General features: G+C 66.5%; 11 protein-coding genes and 1 pseudogene. 5 read left to right on the plus strand and 7 right to left on the minus strand.

Going from position 1 to position 12094, the window contains the following annotated elements; genetic code table 11:
- Window positions 1–132 precede the first annotated feature (132 nt).
- Together QFZ65_RS13325 and QFZ65_RS13330 are read right to left on the minus strand one after the other, a co-directional pair.
- A complete protein-coding gene (locus tag QFZ65_RS13325; RefSeq protein ID WP_306911125.1) occupies window positions 133–1473 on the minus strand; it encodes a class I SAM-dependent RNA methyltransferase in 1341 nt (446 codons plus the stop codon).
- Complete coding sequence (locus QFZ65_RS13330) at window positions 1470–3413, minus strand: APC family permease (RefSeq protein ID WP_306912577.1); 1944 nt, start codon at window positions 3411–3413, stop codon at window positions 1470–1472. Before QFZ65_RS13330 ends, QFZ65_RS13325 begins: the two co-directional genes overlap by 4 nt.
- 178 nt (window positions 3414–3591) lie before the next feature.
- Between QFZ65_RS13330 and QFZ65_RS13335 the strand changes: the two genes are divergently transcribed.
- Both QFZ65_RS13335 and QFZ65_RS13340 read left to right on the plus strand, forming a co-directional pair.
- Complete coding sequence (locus QFZ65_RS13335; protein ID WP_306911127.1) at window positions 3592–4263, plus strand: TrkA family potassium uptake protein; 672 nt, start codon at window positions 3592–3594, stop codon at window positions 4261–4263.
- Entirely contained in the window at window positions 4264–5007 is a 744-nt protein-coding gene (locus tag QFZ65_RS13340) for a TrkA family potassium uptake protein (protein ID WP_306911128.1), read from the plus strand.
- 57 nt (window positions 5008–5064) lie between these two features.
- Here the strand turns inward: QFZ65_RS13340 and QFZ65_RS13345 are convergent, their stop codons facing one another.
- The 4 genes from QFZ65_RS13345 to dut form a co-directional block, all read right to left on the minus strand.
- Entirely contained in the window at window positions 5065–5817 is a 753-nt protein-coding gene (locus QFZ65_RS13345; RefSeq protein WP_306911130.1) for a DUF3159 domain-containing protein, read from the minus strand.
- On the minus strand, window positions 5814–6167 hold the full coding sequence (locus tag QFZ65_RS13350) for a hypothetical protein (RefSeq protein WP_306911132.1): 354 nt from the start codon (window positions 6165–6167) through the stop codon (window positions 5814–5816). Before QFZ65_RS13350 ends, QFZ65_RS13345 begins: the two co-directional genes overlap by 4 nt.
- Window positions 6160–6879: a DUF3710 domain-containing protein gene (locus tag QFZ65_RS13355; protein WP_306911135.1), complete on the minus strand. Its 720-nt coding sequence runs from the start codon at window positions 6877–6879 to the stop codon at window positions 6160–6162. Before QFZ65_RS13355 ends, QFZ65_RS13350 begins: the two co-directional genes overlap by 8 nt.
- 117 nt (window positions 6880–6996) lie before the next feature.
- A complete protein-coding gene (dut, locus tag QFZ65_RS13360) occupies window positions 6997–7506 on the minus strand; it encodes a dUTP diphosphatase (protein ID WP_373427642.1) in 510 nt (169 codons plus the stop codon).
- Window positions 7507–7655: 149 nt separating this feature from the next.
- Here dut and QFZ65_RS13365 point away from each other — a divergent pair, with 149 nt between their 5' ends.
- On the plus strand, window positions 7656–8144 hold the full coding sequence (locus QFZ65_RS13365; protein WP_306911139.1) for a DUF3093 domain-containing protein: 489 nt from the start codon (window positions 7656–7658) through the stop codon (window positions 8142–8144).
- Window positions 8145–8176: 32 nt separating this feature from the next.
- Here the strand turns inward: QFZ65_RS13365 and QFZ65_RS13370 are convergent, their stop codons facing one another.
- On the minus strand, window positions 8177–8476 hold the full coding sequence (locus QFZ65_RS13370) for a DUF4193 domain-containing protein (RefSeq protein ID WP_306911140.1): 300 nt from the start codon (window positions 8474–8476) through the stop codon (window positions 8177–8179).
- Between the two features lie 352 nt (window positions 8477–8828).
- On the opposite strand from QFZ65_RS13370, the pseudogene sepH reads away from it, so the two are divergent.
- Together sepH and QFZ65_RS13380 are read left to right on the plus strand one after the other, a co-directional pair.
- Window positions 8829–10233, plus strand: a pseudogene (gene sepH, locus QFZ65_RS13375) (septation protein SepH).
- Window positions 10234–10569: 336 nt separating this feature from the next.
- Complete coding sequence (locus QFZ65_RS13380; RefSeq protein WP_306911142.1) at window positions 10570–12030, plus strand: hypothetical protein; 1461 nt, start codon at window positions 10570–10572, stop codon at window positions 12028–12030.
- Window positions 12031–12094 lie beyond the last annotated feature (64 nt).

The raw sequence follows: 12094 nt of genomic DNA on the forward strand, positions 1-12094 counted from the left end.
CGCAGACCCCCTGCTAGTTAGGACTCCCTAACTAGCACCGTGCCTCGTCAGGACGAGGTTCGGCGGGCATTGCATGGGGTCAGCCGTAATTACGGAGCGCGACGTCGGACTACTACGCCCATCGTAGTGGCATCAGCGCTGCGGAGTCAGTAGCGCCACAGTCTCCATGTGGTGGGTGTGCGGATACAGGTCGAAGGCCCGCAGTCCCGAGAGTTCCCAGCCGCCCTGCTGGAAGTAGCCGACATCCCGGGCGAACGACGCCGGGTCGCAGGAGACATAGGCAACGGCCCGGGGGCTGGTGCCGATCAGCTGGTTGACGACCGCTTTGCCCGCGCCGGCCCGGGGCGGGTCCAGCAGGATCGCGTCGAAGTTCCGGGGTTTCTGCCGCAGCACGCGCTCCACCCTGCCCTGCACGATCTCGACCTGGGGCGCCCCGTGCAGGTTCTTGCGTGCATCGCGGCTGGTGCCGGGCGAACCTTCCACGGACAACACGGATCCGGTGATGCCGACGGCGTCGGCGAGGGGCGCCGTGAAGAGGCCGGCCCCGGCATAGAGGTCCGCAACAACCGCGCCGGACTCGAGGAATCCGCCGTCGTGCAGGAAACCGGTCAGTGCTGCCACGAGGGTGTCCGGCGCGTTCCGGTGGATCTGCCAAAAGCCCTCGCCCGTGACCCGGTAGTCATGGCCTGCCGCGCTTTCCTGGACGTAGGTCCGGCCGCGCAGCTGCAGAACCTCGCCCTTGGCCGGGTCAAGGCTCGCCACCGACACGTCCTCCGGGAGCTGCGAGAGGATGGCGCTCAGCCGTTTGGCCCGGGTACCGGGGGCGGGGACCAGGAGCACGAGCGGCCGGGAGCCGTTGGCCGGCGCCGCAACCTCCACGCGTTCGATGCCCTGCAGGTCGATGTCCCACAGCCGGAGGGCGTTGATGCTGTCCACCGCGAGGGGCATCTCGCGGACCGGCAGGACCGTCTCGGAGCGGTGGGCGTGCATGCCGAGTTTTCCGCCGGGAGTCACGCCGAAGCCGGCCCGGGTCCGCCAGGCCAGGCCGTCCCGGGCCCCCGTCTCCCCCACGGCTTCCACTTCGGTGGCGCGGTCGACACCGGCTAGGCGCAGCAGCTGCTCGGCCAGGACCTCGGCCTTGAGCCTGCGCTGGCGCTCCAGCGCGATGTGGCCGAGCTCCGCTCCCCCGACCGGCGGGTGGCGGTGCGACCAGGACCGGGCCGAATCGGCCAGGTCCCAGAAGTGGTCCACCCGGTCGGGGGATGCCTCGAGGACCTCCACCACGTCGCCGCGCCAGAACTTGGCATCCGCGGCGGCATCGGTCAGGCGCACCCGGACCTTTTCGCCGGGGATACCGTGGCGGACGAACACCACGCGCCCCTCGTGCCGGGCGACGCAGTGGCCGCCGTGGGCCACCGGCCCGACGTCGACGATGAGGTCGGTGGGTGCTTGCGTCGCGGTCTCGGGGCTCATTGGATATCCTGCAGTTTCTTGGCTTCTTCGGACGATTTGAGTTGCCACGGGACGCTGGCCACCATGACGCCCGGCTCGAAGTGCAGCCGGGTCTTGATCCGCAGCGCGGTCTGGTTGTGGACCAGCTGCTCCCACCACTTGCCCACGACGTACTCGGGGATGTAGACCACGATCAGGTCACGGGGTGAGTCCCGCCGCATGTTCTTGATGTACTCCATGATGGGCGTCACCGTCTCGCGGAACGGGCTCGCGAGCACCGTCAACGGTACCGGGATTTCCAGCTTGTCCCAGTCCGCCACGGTCTGCTCGGTCTCCTCGGCGCTGATGTCCACCGTGATGGCGTCCAGCCGCGACGGGCGCGAGGCGCGAGCGTACGCCAGGGCCCGGAGGACGGGCTTGCGGACGTGGGAGACCAGCAGCACGGCATGCACCCTGGTGGGCAGGGCCCGGGGCGAGGCGTCCTCATCGACGGCGAGTTCCCTGGCCACGTTGTCGTAATGCGCCCGGATGCTCCACATGATCAGGAACAGGACGAACATCGCGAGCAGCGCAATCCAGGCGCCCTGCTCGAACTTGGTGATCAGCACGATCACCAGGACCAGGGCGGTCATGCCGAAGCCGATCGAGTTGATGGTGCGCGACTTGATCATCCGCAGCTTAACGGCCGGCTCCTTAGCGAGTTTCAGCTCCCGCCCCCAGTGCCTGATCATGCCGAGCTGGCTCAAGGTGAAGGAGATGAAGACGCCCACGATGTAGAGCTGGATGAGCTTGGTGACGTCGGCGTTGAACGAGATGATCAACACGAGCGCGCCGGCGGCCAGCGCCAGGACACCGTTGCTGAAGGCAAGCCGGTCCCCGCGGGTACGGAGCTGGCGCGGCAGGTAGCCGTCCTGGGCGAGGATCGAGCCGAGGACCGGGAACCCGTTGAAGGCGGTGTTGGACGCGAACACCAGGATCACGCCGGTTGCGGCAACCACGACATAGAAGGGGATGGAACCGGCACCGAAGACGGTCTGGGCGATCTGGCTGATGGCCGGGTTCTGGATGTAGCCCTCGTCCAAAGGCTTGCCGTCGAGCAGGAACTCCTTCGCCGGGTCCAGCACGATATGGACCTTGGTGGCGTTGGCCAGATAGATGATGCCGGCCAGCATGGCGGCGGCGATCACGCCGAGCAGCAGCAGCGTGGTGGCGGCGTTCTTGCTCTTGGGCTTCTGGAAGTTCGGCACGCCGTTGCTGATGGCCTCCACCCCCGTGAGCGCGGCGGCGCCGGAGGAGAACGCCCGGAGCAGCAGGAACGCGCCGGCGAGGCCCACAAGGCCTTCGTCGAAGCCCTCCGCGGGCACAATCGTGAAGGCCGCCGAGGGTGCCTCGCCGAGCTGGCCGGTGGCAGCCTGGAAGACGCCGACGGCGGTCATGCCCAGGATGGACGCCATGAAGATGTAGGTCGGCACGGCGAAGACGCTGCCGGCTTCCTTGATGCCGCGGAGGTTCACGAGGGCCAGGATGATCACGCCGACAGTGGCGATGACAGCCTGCTTGCCGTGCAGCGAAGGCACCGCAGTGGTCAGGTAGCTTGCGGCCGAAGACATGGACACCGCGACGGTCAGGACGTAGTCCACGAGCAGCGCGGAGGCGACGGTGAGCCCGGCATATTTGCCCAGGTTCTCATTGGCGATCTCGTAGTCCCCGCCGCCGGAGGGGTAGGCGTGGACGTTCTGGCGGTAGGACGCAACGACGGTCAGCAGGACCACCATGACGGCCAGGCCAACCCACGGTGAAAAGGCCACGGCGCTGACCCCGGCGAGGGCCAGGGTCAGCAGGATCTCATCCGGCGCGTACGCCACCGAGGACAGCGCATCCGAGGCGAAAATGGGGAGGGCAATCCGCTTCGGCAGCAGGGTGTGGGCCAGCCGGTCGTTCCGGAAGGGCCGGCCTACCATCACCCTCTTGACGGCATTGAAAATTGTCAGCACCACACAAAGCTAGTCTGATTCGCAGGTGATGTCATGGCGGCTCCGTCCGCGGACTCCCGCCGGCAAACCTGTGCCGCCGGCGGGGTGCCTACAGGCCGGTAGAGTTTGAGGCAGCAGCAGACAGCGAAGGATCTAGGAGGCACGTGTGGCGCACTTCGTCATCATGGGTTGTGGCCGGGTCGGGGCCACCCTGGCGCACACGCTCGAGGACGCCGGCCACTCGGTGGCCATCATCGACCAGGACGACCGCGCCTTCCGGCGCCTCCGCACTGGCTTCACCGGCCGCAAGGTCACCGGCGTCGGCTTTGACCGGGAGACCATGAAGCAGGCCGGCGTCGAGGAGGCCTACGCCTTCGCCGCGGTTTCCAGCGGTGACAATTCCAACATCCTGGCCACCCGGGTGGCACGGGAGACCTTCCATGTCCCCCACGTCGTGGCCAGGATCTACGACCCCGGCCGCGCGGAAATCTACCAGCGGCTCGGCATCCCCACGGTTGCGGCCGTGCGCTGGAGCGCGGACCAGGTGCTGCGCCGGATCCTCCCGGAGCAGCACCTCGCCGGTGACTTCCGGGACCCGTCCGGCCGGCTCGTGCTCGCCGAGATCGACCTCGACCCGGGCTGGATCGGGCATTCCGTCAGCGCGATCGAAAAGGCCGCCGGCGTCCGCGTGGCCTACCTGACCCGGTTCGGCGAGGGCATGCTGCCCGGGGCCGGCACGTTCTACCAGGACGGCGACACGGTCCACGCCATGCTCGACGTGGACCGCACCACCGAGGCAGCCCATATTCTTGCCAAATCCCCCGCCAAGGAGTCCTGAGTGAAAGTCGTCATCGTCGGCGCCGGAAGTGTCGGGTCCTCAATCGCCCGCGAACTGCTGTCCCACAAGCACGAAATCCTGCTGATCGACCTCAAGCCCGAGGTGATCGGCCGCAGCGGCCTGCGCGGGGCGCACTGGCTCGTCGGCGACGCCTGCGAGCTCAGCACGCTGAAGGACGCGAAGCTGGAGGACGCCGACGTCGTCGTGTCCGCCACCGGTGACGACAAGGTCAACCTTGTGGTCTCGCTGCTGGCGAAAACGGAGTTCGGGGTGGGCCGCACCGTCGGCCGGGTCAACAACCCCAAGAACGACTGGATGTTCGACGATTCCTGGGGCGTCGACGTCGCCGTCAATACCCCGCAGCTGATGACCGCGCTCGTCGAAGAGGCGGTGGAGATCGGGGACCTCGTCCGGCTCCTGACCCTGCAGACGGGTGTGTCGTCGCTGGTCGAGTTCACCGTCCCCCACGACTCGCATGTCGTCGGCCTGACCGTTGGAGGCATCGACTGGCCGGAGGACGCGACACTGGTGGCGATCCTGCGGGACCAGGCGCCGATCACGCCGAGCCGGGATGACGTGCTCGACGGCGGCGATGAACTGTTCTTCGTGACCACGATTGCCGCCGAGGACCAGCTGCGCGACCTGCTTGTCCCCGACTCGACGCCTGAAGACCACCAGGCGGCCGCCGCGCACCGGCAGCGTAACGACAGCCACCAGCCCGAGGACGACGGCTTCGCCGGCTGACCCAAGCAACTGGCAGCAGGTGCCGTTTTGACCCCTCAGAACGACACCTGCTGCGAGCTAGTTGGGTTCTACCGGGTCCTCGACCGGGGCGGGAGCGGGGCGGGTCAGGAGCCAGGCCACCCAGACGCCGAGGACGTAGAGCGGCGTCCCCATCAGGAGCCGCATCGTGGCCAGCGCGGCAAAGCCCTGCTCCCCCATGAAGTACAACGGCACCTGGACCACGAGCCGAAGCACGAGCACCGCAATGATGACCCATGTGCCGATCTGGTACGCCTTCACCCGGGCCGGGTGCTTGCGCCACTCCAGGCCTTCGTTCCGGAAGAACCCGAAAATGAGGCCGGCGAAAGGCCAGCGGAACACGACCGAGAGGGTCATCGCCAGGATGTAGGCGATGTTGGTGAAGAAGCCCAGGACGTAGAAGTCCTCGGCCTTCCCGGTGGTGTTGGCGATCCACGCCGACAGCCCGACGCCAACGACCCCGGCCAGCGCCTGCGTCACCGGACGGCGCTGGATGAGCCTGGCGACCGTGAACACCGCCGCCGTGCCGAGCGAACCGATCAGGGCCGGCTGCAGGTCCCGGGTGACCGTAAAGACCACCAAGAAGACCAGTCCGGGGAGGATGCTCTCGGCGATGCCCTGCACCCCGCCGGCGCTCTTGAGCACGTCGATGTTGCCGTTGCTGGAACGGTGCAGGCCCGCCTGGCTGGCGTACCCTTGGGCGAGCTGCGCCATGGTGGGCTGCTCGGCCGGCTGGGCTCCAGGCTGGACCCCTGGCTGGGCTCGGGGCTCGGGCTTGTCGGGCAGGGTCATTGCTCCTCCTGGCGGGAGATAGTCTCGTAGCGGGGATTGAACATGGTGGGCAGCCCCTCCCGCACGGTGACCATGCCCTCGAGCAGCACCTCCGTGCCGGCTGCGACGCCAGGGACGCGGCGCCGGCCCAGCCAGATGACCCGGAGGCGGCCGACGGCGTTGGTACCAGCCGGTTTTTCCCTCGCGGGCATGATGTCGTGATCCACCACGATGGCGGTGAAGGCTGCCACCTGGCTTGCCGGTGCGTAAGTCACGGCCTCGATGAAGCCGCGGCACAGGACGCGGCCGCGCGTGGGCAGCTCGCGGATGGAGAGCGGGACCGTTGTTCCCCTGCTGGCGGCATCAGCCAATCTGTGTGATCTCCGGTCCACGTTCGGGTTGTTCGAGGCCCGGGGCGGGCGCGGGGGCCGGGGCTACGTTGTCCTTCGGGAGGCGCAGCGGCAGCAGGTCGCGCGGGGGCATCGGATTCTCCCCGCGGACCACGACGATCTGGCGGAACAGCCCTTCCAGCCCCGCGGCGGCCGTGCGGTCGACGGCGGCCTCTCCGCCGAGGACGCCCCTGAGGAACCAGCGCGGACCGTCCACGCCGATGAAACGCGCCACACGGTATCCCTGGCTGCCGTCCGAGCTGCTGGCGGGAAGCTTGGCGAGGAGCTCGGTGCCGAAATTACCCGGCACCTCCTCGACCTGCCCGCCCTGGCTTCCTACCGACTGCCCGATCTGTTCGCGGATGTCGTCCCAGAGGCCTTCGGACTTGGGCGCGGCAAAAGCCTGCAGCTGCAGGCTCGACCCCTCCAGGTCCATGGTGACGGCGACGACCCGCTGGGTTGCCTCCTCCACCTCCAGCCTGAGCTGCAGGCCTTCCTGGGGCGCGATCAACAGGGCGCCGAGGTCCACGTACCCGTCCTGGCTCTCAATTTCCGACAGGTCGAAGGGACCGTTAAAAGCGCGGCCGCTAGCGCCCGCGGTCTCCGTCGCGGAGCCCTCAGCCGTTGCCTCCTGGGTTTCCGCGGAATCGGTCGGCTGTTCCTGCTTGGCTTTCCTGCCACGCCCAAAAACCATCGGGTGTCTCCTTAGTTGTGTGGTGCCGCACGTTGATTGGTGCCCCCAGTTGTGTGGTGGCGCCGCGCCGCCCTGCCGGCTAAAAGTTCCTGCTCAGACCCTGGCTGCTGCGCCGGCTCAGGCCGTCGGAGAAGCAAAGCCGCCGGTGGACCCGAAGCCACCGCTGCCACGGACCGAATCGCTGAGTTCCTCGACGGCGAGGAACCTGGCGTACTCGACGCGCTGGATAACCATTTGTGCAATTCTATCGCCGCGCTTGAGCTCGATGGCCTCGTGCCGGTCTGTATTCAGCAGCGTCACGGCGATTTCCCCCCGGTAGCCCGCGTCGACAGTTCCGGGCGCGTTGACGACCGTCAGTCCGTGCTTGGTGGCCAGGCCGGAGCGGGGATGGATCAGGGCAACGAAGCCGTCCGGGAGGGCAATCGACACCCCGGTCGGTACCAGCCGGCGCTGCCCTGGTTCCAGGACGACGTCCTCGCGGGCGCGCAGGTCCGCGCCCGCATCTCCCGGGTGCGCGTACGACGGCGGTTCCAACCCGCCGTCGAGCATCTTCAGCTGCACGGTGAGCGTGGGCGTTCCGTACTCCCCCGCGCCGGTTTCGGCGGGTTGATCGGGGAGGGTGGTCACGCCGCTGTTTTCTTCAGTCACAGTCCCACACTCTATCGCCAGCGTCCGGTTGGGCCTAGCCGGAACAGCGGAACGGGCCCCTCACCGGGAGCGCCTGGGCGCCGTACGTCGAAGATGAAATAGCCCGGGAAAAGTGGAAAGCTGGGCTCATGCCGGAATCCAGTGCAGCTGTGCCTGCCTCCAACGCCCCCAGCGACGCCGCCGTCCTCTATAACGAGAAGCTCTGGCCAAACGTCTGGATCTGGCTGGTGGCGGCCGGGCTGTCAAGCGCCGGGATCCTGGTTTTCGCGCCGATCAGCCTCGCCGCCGGGATTACTGCCGGCATCGTTCTCTTCGTCATCATCGTTGTGCTGCTGGTCGTGTCCACTCCCACTATCACTGTGACCGCATCAACGTTGCGCGTGGGCCGGGCAACCATCGAGCGCCGTTTCCTGGGCGCCGCGGCGGCCTTCCGCGGAAAGGAAGCAACGGCCGAGCGCGGGACCCGTCTCAACGGACTTGCCTTCACGTGTTTCCGGGGCTGGGTGGATCCGGTGGTGCGAATCGAGATCACCGACCCCTCGGACCGGACGCCGTACTGGTTGACGTCCACCCGGAATCCGGACCGGCTGCTCGCGGCCCTGCGGCCGCGGAACTGACACTGCCGGAGCTGACGCTGCCGGATCTGACGCTAGCCCTCGCAGTCCTTGCAGTACTTGAGCCCGTCCTTTTCGCGGGCGATCTGTGAGCGGTGGCGGACCAGGAAGCAGGACGCGCAGGTGAATTCATCCGCCTGGGCCGGCATGACCCGCACCAGGAGCTCCTCCCCGGACAGGTCCGCCCCGGGGAGCTCGTAGCCTTCGGCCAGTTCGGTTTCATCTTCGTCCACGACTGCGGAGGGCTTGTCCGTACGCCGCGTCTTCAGTTCCTCGATGGAGTCCTCGTTGAGGTCCTCTTCGGACTTGCGCGGCGCATCGTAGTCTGTCGCCATTATTTGTTGCTCACACTCCGCTAGTTCTCTTGGTTCAGTTCTCTTGGTTCGCCGTATCCCGCATGGGTCTGTTCGCTGTGGGTCTGCTCGCTGCCGGGTTGGGGCCCGCCGGTCCGGTACTCCGTTGTCAACGCCGGACACGCGGTTTTTGTGCCCGGTGTCGGGTCATTTTTGCTTAAGCGCCTGGTGAAAGCCATAGGCCGGCGATCCCAGCAGCAGCCTTCAGCCGCTCCAGGGTAAAAATGCAGTGAAAAGTGGCGGAAATTCGCGGCGCGCCCTCCGCCTTGACCCGATTATGTCGCTCCGGGTGGCAGAGTTTCGATTGTTAGTAATGCCAGGGTGGAGGATTTGTATGCAGGATCTACGGCTTGTAGGCGTCCACGACGACGGGAAGCATCTCCTGTTGAGCGGCGCCGGCGGCGAGATGTTCCAGCTGCCGATCGATGAAGCACTGCGGGTGGCAGCCAGCCGGACGCCGGCCAAGGCCGTTGCCGCGGCGACAGCTGCGCCTATTGCCATGTCACCGCGCGATATCCAGGCCCGGATCCGCAACGGTTCAACGGCGGCGGAAGTCGCTGAGCTCTCGGGCATTCCGCTCGCCAAAGTCCAGCGGTACGAAGGTCCGGTACTGGCCGAACGCGAGTACATCGCCCAACAGGCCCGCAAGGTGGAGGTCGCCTCCCCCGGCCCGGGCCAGGACGTATACCGTTCGGCGTTCGGCGACAGCCCGGCCACCCTGAATGACATGGTGGCCCACCGTCTGACGGCGCACGGCATCGATGCCTCGAGCGTCGAGTGGGACTCCTGGCGCCGCACGGACGGCAACTGGAACGTCGTGGCCCGCTTCGACCAGCAGTCCGGCCATGCCGGTATCGGTGAAGAGCCTCCTGCGATGTGGACCTTCAACCCGTCCCGGAAATCGCTGCAGAACGCGAACCGATGGGCCCAGCAGCTCAGCGAACTGGAGCCCCTCGACGGGCCGGTTCCCGCGCGCCGCCTCTCGGCCGTCTCCGACCGCCCCTTCGATTTTGAGACCGACGCCGATGCCACGGCACGGACGGCAACGGCCCAGCAGAACGTGATCCAGCAACTCCAGCCGCAGCAGAACCAGGAAGCCGACGGACTGCTCGACATGCTGCGCTCCCCGCCGCGGCCAACGGCTTGGCGTCGACGAGGACGCAGACGACGCCCTTGCCCGGCTCTTGACCAACGGCGTCCCTGCAGCGCACCCGCGGCCGTCTGAGCTCCCGTCCGATGCACCAGCGGAGGCCGCGGCCGATGAGCCGGCCGAACCCGCCGAGGAGCTTCCCGCCGGCCCGGCAACGGACGGCACGGAAGCAGACGGTACGGAAGCAGACGCCCCGGATGCGCAGGCGGAAGCAGACGAACAGCCGGCAGCAGGCGCGTGGGGACGCCGCGGCGGCGGCCGGCCCTCGATCATGTCCCGCCTCGCTCTGGCCCCGGCGCCGGATGGCCCTGAGGACGACTCCCTCAAACTGCACGACGGCGTGAGCACGGATACGCGGGAGATCACCATCGTGGCGTCGCAGCTCCGTCCCACCGGGCAGCAGGAACCCACACCGAGCAAAGGCCTGGACGAACTCCTCGGCGGCGGAAACCCACGCCGGCAGCAGCGCGACGCCGCAGGGTCCCGAACAGACCGTGAATCGGATCAGCCCGAGCGCCAGCCCGCCAAGCCCAAACGCTCCAGCGTCCCCAGCTGGGACGACATCGTCTTCGGTACCCGCGGAGACTAGCGCCTGTCCTCTGATCATTGCGGCCACAGGATGGTAGTGGCTGCAATGATCTGATCGACGGGTGAAGGCCAGCGGCCGTCGCTGCCTTTCGCGGCGGAGCGGATTTCGGGTCGGATCTTTCCGCGCTGGCGAACCGGAACATGCAGGGCTCCAGGACCTGACGGCTCGAGGGTGCCGCTAGGCCCTGTCGGCCAGGACCGGCTCCGGCCGGACCGTGGAGCGCCCCTGCCGGACTGAGTCGGCGAAGTGTAGATGCACTGGCTATCCCGCTTGCGTCGTTTCTTCTTGTGAGTCGTTCACATACCAATAGCTGGCGGGAAAGCTCATACTAGAAACATGCCGCGACCCATTCTCCGCGTCGTCGACAAGGCCCCCTCTCCCCGGGGATGGGCCGTTAGGGCTGCCGAGGGCCACCCGCCTCTCGCCTACGCCCCGACCAAAGAAGCTGCTATTTCCTTGGCGCGCGCCCAAATTGAAGCCAGCAGAAATGGTGGAACACTAAGGATCTACTTCGCTAACGGCCAGCTGCACCGCACTAGCTCGTTTGTAGGCCGCCCTGCGGACGACCCCGCAGTCAGTCGAAGGACAATAGTTAGTCCAAACGACCTCCCCGCCCGCCCAAGCGGGGATTCCGTCAGAAAGACAATAGAAACTCTGGCCGCCGCGGGCGCACAGAGCCCCGAAACGGTTGCGGCACTTTTGCGAACAATCATGGGGGATGACAAGCTGTCCGTTGACTCCGCGCGCACGTGGGTGCAGCTCGGGCCAACTGCTCGCGAAAGTTTGCTGAGCGAAGTCCGATCTCTCCTGGACAGCAGCCCGATCACGGCCGTCGCCAAGTTCGGGGACCTGCTACTTTCACTTCAAGGCCTGCCGCCGGCAGCATCAACTCTGGTAGCGATCACCCAAGGAATTGTGGGGCGAGATCAGAAGGTAATTGGAAAGCTCGACGATCTCAGAGGCGACCTGCAGAGAGTGGAGGCAAAGCTTGACGAGCATGTACTGGTTACAGCCCGCTCGGCCATTGACCACCTGCTCACAGCGGCTAGGACTTCGGGGGAAATTCTACAAAGTCAGCAGTTGCAGCTGGCGGCAGGAAAATTCACCGAACTGGCAAATTTAGACCCGGCCGCGATGACGAGAGGCTCGTCGGGCGAGGCATCGAACGCTGCCCTTATAGTACTTGGCCGTTGGGGCAAGCACATTTACTTTGAGATGCATGGGGAGCGACGAAGCGCCCTCGAGGAGGCCTATGCCTGTGCCTCGGAATACCCCCTGGAGAGCGTACAACGCTTTGATCAGAGCTACTTCAGCGAGGACTACAGGACCCGGACCGCAAAACTCCTGAAAGCGCTCGCCCCGACGGTCAGCCAAAATCGAGCAAGACAACCAATCTCGGACACGGAAACAAAGAAAGCTGATGTTCTTCGCCGAGGAGGACAGCGCCAGCCAACGAACGCCAGGACCATAACGGCTGCAGCGAAACTCATCGCAGCGTCCGGGTTCGATCCAATCCTGACGGCCACGTTTCTGGCCAAGATGACGCCTGCAGCCAAACTGATCGCGGCGTCCGCGTTCAATCCAGCTTTGACTCCCCCGTTTGTGGCGTGGCCGGAAAGCCCGATACATACAGATCCCGCTCAGGAGCAAGCCCGGCAACTAGGTCTGCTACGCAAGCGAATAGCCGATGAAGCAGCAGCAAAATACCGGACGCTCCAAGCCCTGACGGACTCCGATCTGCAGTCACTCACCGGGGATGCCATGCAGACGTCAACGCGAGGCCTAAAACGCGGATGACAACACATCTGTGCCCAGCCGCGGCTTCGGACCCGGCCCTGCAGGCTCGCCGCTGATCCGCCGG

It is taken from the genome of Arthrobacter sp. B3I9, from assembly GCF_030816935.1.
GTDB lineage: Bacteria > Actinomycetota > Actinomycetes > Actinomycetales > Micrococcaceae > Arthrobacter.